At 55.1% G+C, this 15,016-nt stretch carries 11 protein-coding genes; 7 read left to right on the top strand and 4 right to left on the bottom strand.

Annotated elements, in window-relative coordinates:
- Nucleotides 1-5: 5 nt before the first annotated feature.
- Entirely contained in the window at nt 6-1,643 is a 1,638-nt protein-coding gene (locus CKW19_RS12725) for a GMC family oxidoreductase (protein WP_048392960.1), read from the bottom strand.
- A gap of 121 nt (nt 1,644-1,764) precedes the next feature.
- Nucleotides 1,765-2,613 carry an SMP-30/gluconolactonase/LRE family protein gene (locus CKW19_RS12720; protein ID WP_048392957.1) on the bottom strand — a complete coding sequence of 283 codons (849 nt, stop codon included), beginning with the start codon at nt 2,611-2,613 and terminating at the stop codon, nt 1,765-1,767.
- 750 nt (nt 2,614-3,363) lie between these two features.
- Here CKW19_RS12720 and CKW19_RS12715 point away from each other — a divergent pair.
- The 4 genes from CKW19_RS12715 (at nt 3,364) to CKW19_RS12700 (ending at nt 8,090) form a co-directional block, all read left to right on the top strand.
- A complete protein-coding gene (locus CKW19_RS12715) occupies nt 3,364-4,362 on the top strand; it encodes a sugar ABC transporter substrate-binding protein (RefSeq protein ID WP_082157790.1) in 999 nt (332 codons plus the stop codon).
- A 47-nt stretch (nt 4,363-4,409) separates the two neighbouring features.
- Nucleotides 4,410-5,942 carry a sugar ABC transporter ATP-binding protein gene (locus CKW19_RS12710; protein ID WP_048392955.1) on the top strand — a complete coding sequence of 511 codons (1,533 nt, stop codon included), beginning with the start codon at nt 4,410-4,412 and terminating at the stop codon, nt 5,940-5,942.
- A 3-nt stretch (nt 5,943-5,945) separates the two neighbouring features.
- Nucleotides 5,946-7,208, top strand: a complete 1,263-nt coding sequence (locus tag CKW19_RS12705) for an ABC transporter permease (RefSeq protein WP_218232077.1) — start codon at nt 5,946-5,948, stop codon at nt 7,206-7,208.
- A gap of 105 nt (nt 7,209-7,313) precedes the next feature.
- On the top strand, nt 7,314-8,090 hold the full coding sequence (locus tag CKW19_RS12700) for a glucose 1-dehydrogenase (protein WP_048392950.1): 777 nt from the start codon (nt 7,314-7,316) through the stop codon (nt 8,088-8,090).
- 392 nt (nt 8,091-8,482) lie between these two features.
- On the opposite strand, the gene CKW19_RS12695 is transcribed toward CKW19_RS12700, so the two are convergent.
- Complete coding sequence (locus tag CKW19_RS12695) at nt 8,483-9,538, bottom strand: tartrate dehydrogenase (RefSeq protein ID WP_048393611.1); 1,056 nt, start codon at nt 9,536-9,538, stop codon at nt 8,483-8,485.
- A 644-nt stretch (nt 9,539-10,182) separates the two neighbouring features.
- Between CKW19_RS12695 and CKW19_RS12685 the strand changes: the two genes are divergently transcribed.
- On the top strand, nt 10,183-11,376 hold the full coding sequence (locus CKW19_RS12685) for an MFS transporter (RefSeq protein ID WP_095058165.1): 1,194 nt from the start codon (nt 10,183-10,185) through the stop codon (nt 11,374-11,376).
- 38 nt (nt 11,377-11,414) lie between these two features.
- Here the strand turns inward: CKW19_RS12685 and CKW19_RS12680 are convergent, their stop codons facing one another.
- Entirely contained in the window at nt 11,415-12,311 is an 897-nt protein-coding gene (locus CKW19_RS12680; RefSeq protein WP_095058187.1) for a LysR family transcriptional regulator, read from the bottom strand.
- A 130-nt stretch (nt 12,312-12,441) separates the two neighbouring features.
- On the opposite strand from CKW19_RS12680, the gene CKW19_RS12675 reads away from it, so the two are divergent.
- On the top strand, nt 12,442-13,527 hold the full coding sequence (locus CKW19_RS12675; RefSeq protein ID WP_095058164.1) for an AbrB family transcriptional regulator: 1,086 nt from the start codon (nt 12,442-12,444) through the stop codon (nt 13,525-13,527).
- A 1,102-nt stretch (nt 13,528-14,629) separates the two neighbouring features.
- A partial coding sequence (locus CKW19_RS12670; RefSeq protein WP_256580332.1) for a carbohydrate porin occupies nt 14,630-15,016 on the top strand: 387 nt, incomplete at its 3' end.

The following is a 15,016-nucleotide window of genomic DNA, read 5'->3' as shown; positions in this document are numbered from 1 at the left end:
CTCGCTCAATTAGTTTCGGCCAGGGAGCTGCTTGCGCGGCGCGCCAGCGCATCTTCACGAATCAGGTCGGCGGCTTTCACACCTATCATGATGGACGGCGCATTGGTGTTGCCCGACGTGATGAATGGCATGATCGAAGCATCTACCACCCGCAGTCGCTCGATACCACGGACACGCAGTCGTTCGTCCACCACCGCCATGGCGTCGTTACCCATCTTGCAGGTGCCGCCCTGGTGGTGGGCCGAGTTGCCGGTTTCGACCAGGTAGTTATAAATATCTTCATCCGTACGGACATGGGGCCCCGGCAGTTCTTCGGCGACCACCCGGGACTTGATGGGCTCGCTGTTCATGATTTTGCGTATCCAGCGCACACCACTGATCACGGCATTGACGTCGTAATCGCTGCTCAGGAAATTGGGTGTGTAATCGGCCGGGTCCGACGGGTTGGTCGAACGCAACGTCACTGTTCCCGTGGTGCTGGGACGCAACTGATAGACCGACACCCCGAGGCCAGGATGCTTTTCAACGTCAACCGTGCCGTCAGGGAAGTATTGAAAGGTCATGGGCCTGAAGCTGATTTGGAGATCAGCATAGTCCTCGTCCGGGCTACTTTTAACGAACGCCGCTACCTGGGAAGAGCCGAGGGCAAGATAACCTTTGCGGGTCATCAGGTAACGAAAGCCTTCCCAGTACTTTCGCAGGCCTACGAGGTTGGCGTTGTACGAACTGTCTGGGGTGCAACGCCAACCTGTGTGAATATAGAAGTGATCCTGCAGGTTCTGCCCCACCCCCGGGGAATCCAGGACCACAGGTATCGCGTGCTTTTCCAGTTCAGCCCGTGGGCCAACACCCGATAGCATGAGCATCTGCGGAGTCTTCAGTGAACCCGCTGACAAGATCACCTCACGCGCCGCATAGATCCTTTCCAAACGACCGCCCTTCAAAACCTCTACGCCGACGGCGGTGCGTCCATCGAATAAAACGCGCTGCAGTTCGCATCCGGTTCGAACCGTCAGGTTCGGTCGTTCAATGACCGGCTCGATAAATGCCCGGTAAGTCGACATCCGCTGTCCGTCCTGGATGTTATGCTGCATGAAACCCACGCCATCATGCACAGCGCCGTTCATGTCCTCGGTCACCGGGATGCCGATACGGTTCGCGGCCTCTATAAAGTCGTAGCTACTCTTTTCCTTGACGATCGGATCGCTGATCCATAGCGGACCATTCGCTCCCCGGTATCGGTCGCCGCCCCGCTCGAAATTCTCCATTTTTTTGAAGTAGGGCAAAACATCTTCATAGCCCCAGCCTGGGTTGCCCAGGGCACGCCAGCCGTCAAAATCTTTCTGATGCCCGCGAATGAATACCATGCCGTTGATGGAGCTGGATCCACCGAGCAATTTGCCTCGAGGCCAGTACATTTCGCGCCCTTGGAGCTTGTCCATCGGCGCGGTGCGAAAGTTCCAGTTCAACAGCTTGTTAAAATACAGCTTGCCCATTCCTGCCGGCGTGTTGACCCAGAAACGATCTGCCGCGGGACCCGCCTCGATTAGCAGGACGCTGTTCTGTGGGTCGTCAGACAAGCCGCGCGCAACCGGACAGCCGGAAGATCCAGCACCGACGACGATGTAATCATAAATCTGCATTGACCCTATTCCTCGCTCTTTCAAACCTGGTAGCAACGAACAGGCGATGCCTGCCCGGGCTCAACCATGGGATGCCCTAACCGCAAACCGTTGTTATCAGCAGCCGATCTGGCTTCGTTGTTCAGGATCCAGCACGAGGAATGTCGACTTGCACTTGGTTAAGCGCCCCAAGTCGCTTGCGCGCTTGCTGGTCAGGGATCGTGCCATCATAGGTAGTAATAAAGAGGGTATGGCCGTCCTCACCGCCCAGTTCGCAGGCAACGGCGCTACCTGGGAAATGCAAACGATGTGTGATTTCCCCTCCCTCCAAGACCCGCAAAACTTCCCCTGTATTGAACGAGCAAACCCAAACACCGCCTTCTGCATCGGCGCACATACCGTCCGGCTCTCGTCCTGCGATGTCGGCAAATAGCCGGCGATTGGACAAAGATCCATCCAGCGCACGATCAAATGCCGTCAGCCGGCCGCGCCAGGTTTCTGCGACCACCAGCGTTCGCCCATGATTAAGAATTACCGCGCCATTGGGGAATTCGACGCCATCGCTACCGTGGCTGACGGTGCCATCCAGCTCGACGATATGGAGAGAGGTTTCGCGCTTCTCTTCGCCCATGAACAGGTCATAGCCAAAATTGCCGACATAGAGACAGCCATTGTCGGCCACCGCGAAATCATTCAAATCACCAGTGGCCCACTTCGAGAGGTCAGCGTGTACAAGCAACTCTCCATCCACCAGCTTCAATATCTGGCGAGCGACGGATGACACGATAAGAGGAGTTCCATCAGACAGGAATCCGAGACTATTAGGCCGCGGTGGCAAATTGTCTTTCAGCACAAGCCGGCGCCCGCTCACGTCGACTTGGTAGAGAATCGAGTCAAAGACGTCTGGCACCCACAGGCAACCGTCGTACCACCGAGGAGCCTCAAGGAAGACGAAATCATCAGCGAAGCGATGCGCCTTTAGCTCTTGCATGTTCTGCCTGCCCTTTCTTTTATTTTTAGATGAAAAACGGTAGAGCGAATGCGATCTGTGCAGACCACCGAGCGAAGCCCAATGAAAACCACCTGCTGTCACAAACCCTATCGAACAATAAAAATTGTGTCAATAAATGGGATTAATTAATTTACAGACATCCAAAGCTGGCCTGTAAATCCGGCAAACAGGTGAGTTCTGCGTAGGTTATCGGCATCGTGGACGGCTCATTATCATTGTCCTCAAAGGCCCGGCGAGACGCCTGAAGCCACACATCACTCGTGCTTCGGTGTGATCGTAAAACATGATTGGGTTGCCTGTCCCCAAGGCTTGGCACCTTAATCGTTGGGAATGACTGTAGGACTCCCGACGCCAACCGCCTCTTACAAATAGCGAGCGCTCCGATGGTGCAGCGATTCGGCGCGGCGCTGTGCCCCGCCAGACGGTAGACCCGAACCAGGAAATGATCGAATCAAAATCTGTTGCGCAATCCCACAATCAGGGATATGTTGATTTTGAGCAGCGCAAAATTGACTCGAATGTGCCTAGCGAGAAATCCACCCTCCAACCGGTAGGGCAGGTATTCACGCAAAAGCGCCTGCAGATCGGATGAATGTGTCGTGCGCATCACGGCGGTTCGCCCTCTGAGTTTCGTGATTGGAAATGCGTGCTTTACCAAGGCAAAACCAAGAAAGACCTGACGCAAAACACAAAAACAACAACGTTTCGACAAGTTTCAGGGAGCTATAAATGCCGAATAAGAATTTCAGCGTGCGCCAAAACCACGCTATCCGTGCGCTTTTCAAACACATGATCCCCGCCGTCCTGGCAGTGACTGCCACCGTCAGTAACGCTGCCGAGCTGACCTTCGGCTATGTTCCAGGCAACCTCGCCTATCCCTACAACGTAGCGACCGCTAAGGGCTTCGAAGCCGCAGCCAAAGCTGCCGGCGTAAAAGCAGTCATCATCGACCCGCGAGGCAGCGTCGAGAAGCAGGGCAATGCGCTCGACGACATGATCGCGCAGCGCGTCGACGCTATCGGTTTTCTGCCCCTGGATTCGGTGGTGGCGCAATCTTTCGTCGACAAGATCGTAGACCACGACATTCCCGTGGCTGCGGTTGCCGTGATGGTAGGTGACCCTCAGGAACGGGCGATCAACAAGCCCTACGAACAACTTGTTGCCTTGGTTACCACCGATGACATCCGCGCTGGCGAAGTGGCCGGTGAGCACGCAGCGACGCTGTTGCCTAAAGACCGTGTCGCAAAAATCGCAGTCGTCGAAGGCGTACCTGGCTACGCCGTGGTCAAGCAGCTCACCGAGGGCTTCAAGACGGGCCTGAAAAAAGCCGGCGCGAAATATGAAATTGTTGCGTCTCAGCCCACCGACTGGACGCCTGAGCAGGGCGAGCGCGTTTGCCAGAACATGCTGACTGCCCATCCAGACCTCGACCTCATCTTTAGTCAGGCCGAGGACATGGCCATTGGTTGCGCACGCGCCTTGGCTGCCCAAGGTTCAGAAATCGCCCTGGTCGCAACAGGGGGCGGTTCCAAGGTCGGGTCTACCGGGATCGCGGCTGGCGAAATCAATGCATCGGTCTGTGTGCGTCCCAAGCTGCTCGGCGAACTTCTCTTCAAGTCTCTTTATGAGTCTGTGACCCATCCGGAAACACCGAAAGGCAAGTACGTGACCTACGACCTGCCATTGCTGACCAAAGACACGCTCAACGCCTGCCCCGACAAGTGGTAAGCCGCTTTATATAAGCCGATAACAAAGAACAAAAACGGATTATCGAGATGACTCATCAAGAAACGCTTCTCATGCGGCTCCAAGGGGTTGCGAAAGAATACCCAAACGGGACTGTCGCACTGCGCGGCGTCGATCTCGACATTGCGAGGGGCAAGGTTCACGGATTGCTTGGCGCCAACGGCGCTGGCAAGTCGACCCTGATAAAGATCCTGTCCGGCGCGAATGCTCCCACGAGCGGTGAAATTGTCTGGCGCGGCAAGCCAGTGACGTGGGCGAGTCCAAAGGTGGCCAACGACATGGGCGTAGCCACCATCCACCAACATATACCGCTCGTGCCCACCCTCTCCGTGATCGAAAACGTCTTTCTCGGAAAGAACGGCACGTGGCGCTATCCCAATTCGATGCGCGAGCGCTTTGATGAGCTCTGCCAGCGCGTCGGCTACAGACTGGATGCCGATAGCAAGGTGTGCGACCTCTCGATAGGTCAGCGCCAGATGGCAGCGATTTACCAAGCCTTTGCCACGGGTGCGGACTTGATTGTCATGGACGAGCCAACCGCCTCTCTGGCTACAGAGGAGCGGGAAATTGTCTATGACACTGTCCGCCGCCTGTCAAAAGTAGAAAACAAAGCGATTCTCTTCGTCTCGCACTTCCTGGACGAAGTCATAGCTCTGACAGACTGCGTCACGGTCCTGCGTGATGGGGTCGCAGCCATGCGAGCCAACACCTGCGATCTGGACGAAAATCTTTTAGCCGAAGCCATTGTCGGCAAACCCATTGCCAAACAAGCGCGTGCGACCGCTCAACGCAACAGTTGCGCCGATCCATCCCGAACCGTGCTGGAACTGCAGAACGTCTCTTCCTCGGGCAAGCTGCACCCGATATCGCTGAAACTCGCAGCAGGCGAGGTCATAGGGATAGCTGGTCTTCTGGGCTCAGGTCGAAGCGAACTGCTGCACGCAGCATTCGGCGCCGACCCGCATGCCTCAGGCAAGGTCATACTCAATGGCCGGGAGATTGGGCGCAGCACCGGGGCTTCCGTGAAAGCAGGCATAGGCCTGGTGCCGGAAGATCGTATAAAGCAGGGCCTGGTACCGGATTTCGAGATCTGGCGTAACACTTCCCTGCCCGCCTTGAATTCCGTGTCGGCATTCAATTGCCTTCCCAACGAGCAACGTGAACTGAACCGTGGCTGGGATGCCATCCAACAACTCTCCATCAAGGCCAGTTCGCCTGACATTCTCGTCAGCGAACTCAGTGGCGGCAATGCCCAGAAGGTGACGATCGCGAAGTGGTTATTCAGCGACGTCAAGGTGCTTCTTTTGGACGAGCCAACCGCCGGCATCGATATCGGTGCAAAGACCGAGATCATCTTCCTGATCCGTCGGCTTGCCGCAGAAGGCAAAGCCATCATCGTCGTGTCGTCAGAGTTTGAAGAACTGCTCGCCGTCAGTGATCGCATCATCGTCATGCGCGATGGATGCTGTGTCGCGGAGCGCCCCGTCCATGAAACATCGGAACATGAACTGCTCCTGCTCGCTGGCGGTAAATGCGTTACTCCTGAAAGCAGAGGTCACTGAGCAATGGACAATCTAGCTATAGAGATAAAAACAATGAGTACAACAACTCAACCAAAAATCGAACCGGTGCGGCTCGCCAGTCAAAATGTAACACCGCCACCGCCCGCGCCTGTCTATCGTCAGGTTGATTGGCGACGCCTCTTCAGCCTGCGTGAAATGGGTGTCTATTATGCATTGCTGCTATTGCTGGTTGGCCTATCGTGTATCACGACTTACCTGGGGAAATCCAACTATCTCAGCGTTTTGAACATTACCAATATCGTCTATCAGTCCTCACTCATCGCCATTATGGCCGTGGCCATGACGGTCATATTGATCAGCGGTAATTTCGATTTGTCAGTCGCGTCGGTCGCGGCGCTTTCGGCCGCGATTCTTATCGGTTTCGCCGATCAGCTGGGCTTCTGGCCCGCATGCGCCTTTTCGATGACGGTCGCCATTTGCGCCGGCTTGCTGAACGGGTCCATCGTGCAATTCGTGGGTATCAATGCTTTTATTGTTACCCTCGGCACCATGACTGCGCTACGCGGCGCGGTTTTGATTTTCACTGACGGCCAATCTCTGTCTGTGCAAAAACCCGAAGTCATCGAAGCCATGAAAGCGTTCGAGTCGGGTCGCCTGGACGCTGGCGTGGTTGCAATCCTCCTGGGTGCGGTACTGCTCGGCATCAGCACCCTGCAAGCGGTGCGGGCACGAAAAGCGGCGAGACCCTTGACACCAGCCATGCTCGGAATGGCTCTGGGCGGCCTCTGCCTGCTAGCAATGAGCTGGGGCGCCGGGGGCAAAATCATGCTGCCGAAACCGGTCATCTACATGGCGATTTTCACCACCATCGTTTGGGTGACGCTGAGTTTCACCATGGTAGGCCGTCGCCTTTACGCCGTCGGCGGCAATGCCGAAGCCGCCCGCCTCTCCGGTATCAATGTTGTCCGTTACAAGTTGGTTGCCTTCGTGTTGTGCAGCGCCGCGGCGGGCTTTGCCGGGATCCTTTTTGCGAGCCGCCTGCGCTCCATCAACCCCGCAGCCCTGAGTGGTGCTGAATTGGCTGTTATCGCGGCGGCAATTCTGGGCGGCACTTCGCTGTTTGGCGGCGCCGGCAGTGTTATTAAAACCCTGGCTGGGGCACTGCTGCTTTACTCGCTCACCAACGGCTTCAACATCTTGAATCTGGGGGCGAATTATCAGGGGTTGATCGAGGGCATCGTGCTCATTGGTGCTGCCGCGCTATACACCGTTGGCAACAGCCGAAGCAAAGCCAAATCCAAGTGACCCTATGACCGAGACCGGTGCCCCGCCGCTGTAACAGAAGGCGAGGCACTGGCCCCAATCTCTGCTCGAACCCTTCAGTAAAAAACAAATCAAGAGGACAGCACCATGACCCTATCTACCGCAGGGACCTATACCGGCAAAGTTGCATTTGTTACCGGCGCCGGTAGCGGCATCGGCCGCGCCACGGCCATCGCATTCGCCAAAGCCGGTGCCAGCGTTACGGCTGTAGACATTTCAGAAAAAGGTCTACAAGAAACCGCCGCACTCATCGAAGCGTTTGGTGGTCGGGTCCTCACCATCCCCTGCGATGTGACGAGCAGCAAGGGTATCAAAGCGGCTCTGGATAAAACCGTGGCGACTTTTGGAGGGCTCGACTGCGCTTTCAATAACGCCGGCATCGAGCAACCCGTGAACAAGCTCAAAGACATCGACGAAGACCTCTGGGACCGCGTGCTCGCGGTCAACCTGAAGAGTGTTTATCTGTGCATGAAGCACCAGATCGATATCATGTTGACGAATGGAGGCGGTGCGATCGTTAACACCTCCTCTGGGGCCGGAGTATTGGCGATCCAAGGGCAATCGGCTTACTGCGCTTCAAAGTACGGCGTCACCGCCATCAGTAAATGCGCAGCTCTGGAACATGCCTCCCAAGGTATTCGAGTGAATGCCCTGTGCCCTGGAATTATCGATACCGATATGATCTCTCGCTTCACTGGTGATACCGAACAAGGCCGCGCTCGCGTGATTGCACAGGAACCGATTGGTCGTATGGGTCGCCCCGAGGAAATTGCCAATACCGTCCTGTGGCTCTGCTCCGAACAGGCAGGTTTCGTCACCGGCCATGCCATGGTCATTGACGGTGGTCAGACTGCGGGAATCTGAAGCTCACACATCGTCGCATTGAGATTTCGCTGCCGGGCCTTATGGTTCGGCAGCGACGCCATTCATGGCCCAGCGTCACGTTCGCCAGAACCCAAATGACGCCCGCCCCAAACCGCCCCTGGCCGCCGCCCCGTTTCGTCCGAAACCGAAACCGAAACCGAAACCGAAACCGAAACCGCCGCATATATCTCTGAGCTTATCAACGCGTCCCAGCGGTTTTTGCCGATATAGAACTCGTCGATGCCAGGGGCTGACTTCGCATTTGCGTTTTGTCTGAAGAGGGACGCGAGTGGAGACTTGAGCGAGGAGCATATAAATCAAACTGCGGATAAGCCAAGGGCGGATCGATGATCCGCCCTTGGCTTCCGGCTGCAGTTTTACCAGTAGTGAAATCAGCGATTGATCAGTTCAAGTACCGCGTCGGTGATCTGCCGAGTAGTGGCTTTACCACCGAGATCAGGTGTATGCAGGCCGCTTTCAGTCACCGCTTCGATGGCCGACATCAAGCGGTTTGCGGCGTCCACTTCACCCAGATGTTCGAGCATCATCGCTGCCGTCCAGAACGTTGCAATCGGGTTGGCCACGCCTTTGCCAGTGATGTCGAAGGCAGAGCCATGGATCGGCTCGAACATCGATGGAAACTTGCGTGAAGGATTAAGGTTAGCCGTCGGAGCGATGCCCAGGCTACCGGACAACGCCGCAGCCAGATCGGACAGGATGTCGGCGTGCAGATTGGTCGCCACGATGACGTCCAAGGTCGAAGGTTTGAGAACCATGCGAGTCGTCACCGCATCGACCAACTCTTTGTCGATTTTTACGTCCGGAAAATCCTTGGCCACTTCGTAAAAAATCTCGTCCCACAACACCATACCGTGGCGTTGGGCATTCGACTTGGTGACCATCGTCAGGTGCTTGCGTGGACGGCTCTGGGCCAACTGAAAAGCAAAGCGATGGATACGCTCAACACCGGCCCGCGTGAAGACAGACACTTCAGTCGCCACTTCTTCTGGCAGACCACGGTGGACACGACCGCCATTGCCGGAGTACTCGCCTTCGGAATTTTCCCGGACCACCACCCAATCAATTTGGTCGCCGTTGATCAGCGGGCTTTTTACCCCTGGCAACACACGGGCTGGACGCACATTGGCGTATTGGTCAAAGCCCTGGCAAATCGGCAGGCGCAGGCCCCAGAGAGAAATGTGGTCAGGCACATTAAGCGCACCGACAGCGCCAAAGAAGATGGCGTCGAATGTTTTCAGTTCCTCAAGGCCGTTCTCAGGGATGTAGTAACCGTTTTTCAGGTAATTGTCCGAATTCCAATCGAAGTGTTTGAACTGCAAATCGAAACCGGATTTTTTTGACAGTGCCTCGAGCACCTCGACGCCCGCTGCAATGACTTCAACACCAATGCCATCACCGGGAACTGCAGCAATTTTGTACGCGCTCATTTTCATCTCCGCTCTTGTTTTGGCTCTTGCAACCCGCCATACCGGACTGGCCAGGCGGGGTCGTGAGCCAATTATATGGAGCGCAAAAAGAAGCAGAGTCGACTCAAAATCACTACATACATAACCTTGAGTTACGAATCAGAATCTTAACTGGGTTCCGGTAGGTGCAAGTGATGCTCCCAATCCTGGAAGTGTCTTGAACAACCTCCCGAAATGCCCAACGCGATAATCACAGGAATAACTCAATCGGCGCTCAGTCGTAGCATCCAGAGAAGGAAGCCTGGGTTAGCGTTCGCCTTCTCACACGAACGAGCCGCAGTGTTTCCATCACAGAGACTGGGAACGTCTGCTTCAATCTGTAGAACCCCGACAGAGGGAAATCGAAGCCGAACTGATTGCTGAATATGCGTCCTTTACGCAGCTGAATTATTCGCCAGCATTCATAGGTGCTTTCGGATTTCAGATCATTACAGATCATCCTTAGCACCCTATCATTCCACCTCAAACAATTCGCGATGAGGCAGTGACCCATCGCCCGCCGGGTCAATCCCTGGCGTTCTCAATTTCCTTGCATTCATTCGTCCATTTGCACAGTGCCCCAATCGTTTGGGGCGTTGTGTATTGGCTATTTCATGGGAACAACGATGACTACCTCAACTTTTACTTCGGCTCAGGTCGATAGCCGGACCTGGAGCTCCGTGGGGTCTTTGACACTCTGCGTCGCTCTGTTGATCGCGGCAGAGTTCATGCCCGTGAGTCTGCTGACTCCAATCGCCAACGACCTTCATACTTCTCAAGGCATGGCTGGACAGGCGATTTCCATTTCCGGTTTCTTTGCGGTGGTGGCAAGCCTCTGTATCGCCTCTATCGCCGGACGCTTCGATAGACGTCATGTCCTGATTTCAATGACCGTGCTGATGCTTGTTTCGCTGGTAGTCATCGCTCTGGCGCCTGGCTTCACTTGGCTGATGATTGCCCGAGCCTTCTTGGGGGTCGCCATCGGCGGTTTCTGGGCTTTATCCACTGCCACTGTCCTGCGAATAGTCCCCGAGGATTCGGTGCCTAAAGCCTTAGGCATGATTTACATGGGGCATTCGGTGGCCGCTGCATTTGCCGCGCCGATTGGGGCTTACGTGGGAGGCCATTTGGGATGGCGCTTCGTGTTCGCTGCGCTGGTGCCGATTGTCATCATTAACGTGATCTGGCAATACAAAAGCTTGCCCAAGATGCAGCCAGAAAAAACCATCCCCCTTTCCAGGCTGTTCGGCGTGATGAAACGCAGAAATGTATTGTTCGGTTTGCTAGCCGCCATGCTGACTTTTGGTGGTACGTTTACCGCCTTTACCTACTTGCGCCCATTCCTGGAACAAGTTACTGGCGTTGACTCGACCCAACTGTCGGTTTTGCTCTTAAGCCTGGGTATCGCCGGTTTCGGAGGTACATACCTCGTCAGTCGGCTGCTGGAAAAACAGTTTCTCTTTCAACTGTTGCGCTGGTTGCCAGTGGCCCTGGCTGTCATGACGGTAGCTTTGGCCGAGCTCGGATACATTTTCGCTGCCGCCGCCATCATGATGTTTGGCTGGGGGATGCTGTACTCAGCCATCCCGGTATGCTGGTCGACCTGGCTGGCCAAAGAAGTGAGCGATGAGCCAGAAACCGGCGGTGGGTTGATGGTTGCAGCTATTCAGATGGCGATCATGATCGGCGGCGCGTTCGGCGGGAGCCTATTGGATCATGTGTCGGTGGCTGCCCCTCTAATCGGCGGCAGCGCACTGCTCATCCTGGCAGCACTGGTGGTTGGAAACGGTGAGCGGCTCACTCAGTCCTCGCCGGCTTGATAGGCCCGATCGATGCAAGCGGCTGCCAAGAGCATCCGCTAGCCCAATAAAATGGTTCCATCGTCTTTAAGGACGCTCAGCAACATTTGTGCGGCCGGCGATAAATAGGCGCCCGCGCGGACGAACACGACGATAGTACGTTTCATCGTGGTTTCCTTCAGTCTCACCTCACGAAGGTGCGTGACCCCCTTGACGTCTTCGAGGGTCTCCCTGGCTAGAAAGCTCAGCAGGTTGGTTTCGCCAATCAGGCGTGGTAACAAAGAGATTGAGGTGGTTTCGATCTGTACCTGAGGTAAAGGCAGATCCCTGGATTGGAACGCATTGTCTATCCAGCGCCGCGCCGGCACAGTGGAGGCAGGCAACACCCATTGGTACTGACACAAATCGCGTAACTCATAGCCGGCGCTGAATAATGGATGATGACGGCTGGCGACCACCACCGCCTCGTCGTCAAACAAGGCATGAAACTGCAATAACGGATCCGCTTCGTATTGTGGGCAAATCACCATATCCAGCCTCCCGGAGAACAGTGATTCGCGCAGTAAATCGTCTTGGCCGATCACCAAGTTCAAGGTGATCTGCGGCGCACGCGAAAGCAGCGTCGCGGTCAGGTGTGGAAGCAGGTGATCAGCCATAGAGGCTGCGCAGCCCAAGCGGATGTTTCCCATCACACCGTTTGCAAAATCACGTATTTCTCGCTGGGTTTCGGCAACGCTCTGCTGCAGCTGTTTGCCACGCACTTTCAGCAACTCCCCCACTGGTGTGAGCTTAATCCGCCGCCCATCGCGCTCGAACAACCGGGTCCCTAGAGACTCCTCAAGCCGCTGGATGCTTTTAGTCAGCGCTGGCTGACTGCGGTTGAGCTTTTGCGCAGCCCGGCCCAGGTGCCCCAACTCGGCGATGATTTCAAAATAGGCAAGATCACGCAGGTCCATATCCATCAACCAAAGTTATCAATCAATCGATATTAGAAAATAGACTTTATCAAACTAGGTATCAATAATTATCAGCACATCGATAGCGATGCCACGCCCTCGCGGCGACCAGCGTTTTGGAGTACGACTCTTGTCTTCTTCTGCCAGATTTTCCCTGCATACCTACCCCGCGCCGCTTCAATGGTTGGCGCTTGCACTATTGGCTGGAGCGGGCGGTCAGTTGCTGAGGTTTCTAGAGGTGCCCGCAGGCCAATTCCTGGGGCCTATGCTGGTTGCCATCATGTTCGGCGTATGCGGTGCGACCATTCGACTACACCGCTACGCCTTCAAGCTTGGCCAGGGCTGCATCGGCATTCTTGTCGCTCATTCGATGACACTCGCCGTACTCGTTTCGATAGCACAGTCCTGGCTAATGATGCTGTTTGCGACCGTGGTGACGGTAAGCCTTAGCGCGCTGGTGGGGCTTGCGTTGGTGTGGATGGGCATCCCGGCCAGTACCGCAGCTTGGGGTACATCGCCAGGCGCAGCTTCTGCCATTGTCTTGATGGCTGACGAATATGGCGCCGATTCCCGAGTGGTCGCCACGATGCAATATGTGCGCGTGGTGTGCGTGGTAATGATCGGTGCGTTGGTGAGCAACTTGCTGGAAGCACCGGTCGGAGGAAGCGAGGTGCATGCTGCAGACGTCGCGTTGCAAAGCTTCGGCCTGCTGCATCTGGGCCTCACAATCGTCACTCTACTAATCGGTGTGGCGTTGGGAAATCGATTGCCGGCCGGTGCGCTGCTGATGCCGCTAATGTTGGGCGGAGCGTTACAGATCAGTGGCCTGTTGCATATCACCCTGCCCAGTTGGTTACTCGCTATCGCCTACGGTGCTATTGGTTGCTACGTTGGCTTGCGCTTTGATCGAATGACCGTCAAATACGTCTGGCGGCGATTGCCGGCGATGATACTCGGAGCGCTCCTGATGATCGCTTTGTGCGCATTGTCTGCGTGGCTGTTGGCAGCAGTGTTGAACAAGGACTTCCTCTCGATTTACCTGGCCACGAGCCCAGGGGGGCTCGATACGATGGCGATCATCGCGGTGGACACGCACTCCGATGTAGGTCTGGTATTGGCCATGCAGACCCTACGACTGTTTGCGGTCATCTTGACGGGGGCTTTTGTGGCCCGATTGATTATTCGCTTGGGCAGTTACCGTCGGATAACGTTATAGACTTGAGCCTCACCGCAACGATCTCCAGCGCAGATGCCAGCGTCCGCGCCTCTTTATCCCCCTTCACCTTCCAAGAGACGGCAGCGCACAGCTGCCGCACATCTAGCTCCCCTGCGCATCATTGAGAAACTCGTTTCGACGATGCATCAGCCACCGCATGCCAGGCCGTCTCTCCGCTGACAATGTATCGGCATCGAATGAGCGCCTTGGGTTAGGCGCGCAGCGACGAGTTCACTGTGGTTTAGCTCATGAATGCATGCACCTATTTCATTAAATAAATCCCACAATAAGATCTTCTTCAAAAAAATAAGCGCCCATGCATTAGCTTTTAGGCATCAACCTCAACTTTTACTTGTACAAAAAATTCATTTATTTCAGATATTTAAAAATTTTACCTGTCTGTATAGTCAGAAAAAACCCAAGACCCTTTGCTAAAAATGGGAACCAGACAAAAAACAGACTGTTGACTAAAAATCCCACCATGTGCATATTTGCAACAACGCCACAAGCGAATGACAGGTGACAGTCTCATATCGAGCAAAGCGAGCATTGCTGCTCGGGCGCATGCCCAATGACGACTTATCCACTCCGTCCTTGACCGACCATCAAGGGCCCATGGGCACGAATCCAGCAGAACTCGGCTGCAAAGACACTGACCTGGGAACTTTCAATCACGCTAGCCAGCACAGCGTGAAAGTTCATAGGTATTTATAACGAAGTCACGAATGAATCTTCTCCATAACAATCAGAATCGGAGAGTCGCTCCATGGCCAAGGTAAATATGAGCACACGTTCTCTTGCCCCCTGTGAGCTGTTGCACCCTGCCCCATCAAAGCCACTTCTAAAGTCTTCTGCCTGTCTTCCGAAGCCGGCCTAGTTAAGCGCTTCGCCCCTAAAAATATCCAATTAATAACCTTAGAGGTCGCTATCGCCGAAAAACACTAGACGCGTCGTACTACTCAATGCCATTGCACTACACCCTTAGGCCGATACTCAGTATTCGGTCGACAGCAGGGTGCGCTCAATTATCTGACCAACAAAAACAAAAGCAGAGATCAAGATGATTACCCACTCGAACCGCATTACCCGGAACAAGATATCAATGGCACTGCTGCTGCTTTGCGGAGCGACCAGCAGTCAGGCGCAAGAAGCCTTCAATCCCGAGTCCCCCTGGATGTTGGGTGACTGGGGCGGCCTACGCTCAGAATTACTGGAAAAGGGTTATACCTTTAACGTGCTCTACACGGGCGACGCCGCGACGAATCTGGCCGGTGGCTATGATTCGCACACCACGGCGCGGTATACCGACCAACTTGCACTGATGAGCAATTTTGACCTTGAGAAAATACTCGGTTGGGAAGGCGCTGATTTTCAATTCACGATATCGGATCGTAACGGGCGCAATCTCACCAATGATGTCATCACCGATCCTCGGGTAGGCGGCATCAGTCAGGTTCAAGAGGTATACGGGCGCGGCCAGACCTGGCGC

The sequence above is a fragment of the Pseudomonas sp. Irchel s3f7 genome, assembly GCF_900187615.1.
Classification (GTDB): domain Bacteria; phylum Pseudomonadota; class Gammaproteobacteria; order Pseudomonadales; family Pseudomonadaceae; genus Aquipseudomonas.
The sequence above is the reverse complement of the archived record's forward strand: the minus strand, read 5'-3'. Positions and strand labels throughout refer to the sequence as shown.

Excerpts from the sequence above, each read along its gene's own strand:
- CKW19_RS12725 (WP_048392960.1), bottom strand. The coding sequence starts at position 1,643 with ATGCAGATTTATGATTACATCGTCGTCGGTGCTGGATCTTCCGGCTGT.
- CKW19_RS12720 (WP_048392957.1), bottom strand. The coding sequence starts at position 2,613 with ATGCAAGAGCTAAAGGCGCATCGCTTCGCTGATGATTTCGTCTTCCTT.
- CKW19_RS12715 (WP_082157790.1), top strand. The coding sequence starts at position 3,364 with ATGCCGAATAAGAATTTCAGCGTGCGCCAAAACCACGCTATCCGTGCG.
- CKW19_RS12710 (WP_048392955.1), top strand. The coding sequence starts at position 4,410 with ATGACTCATCAAGAAACGCTTCTCATGCGGCTCCAAGGGGTTGCGAAA.
- CKW19_RS12705 (WP_218232077.1), top strand. The coding sequence starts at position 5,946 with ATGGACAATCTAGCTATAGAGATAAAAACAATGAGTACAACAACTCAA.
- CKW19_RS12700 (WP_048392950.1), top strand. The coding sequence starts at position 7,314 with ATGACCCTATCTACCGCAGGGACCTATACCGGCAAAGTTGCATTTGTT.
- CKW19_RS12695 (WP_048393611.1), bottom strand. The coding sequence starts at position 9,538 with ATGAGCGCGTACAAAATTGCTGCAGTTCCCGGTGATGGCATTGGTGTT.
- CKW19_RS12685 (WP_095058165.1), top strand. The coding sequence starts at position 10,183 with ATGACTACCTCAACTTTTACTTCGGCTCAGGTCGATAGCCGGACCTGG.
- CKW19_RS12680 (WP_095058187.1), bottom strand. The coding sequence starts at position 12,311 with ATGGACCTGCGTGATCTTGCCTATTTTGAAATCATCGCCGAGTTGGGG.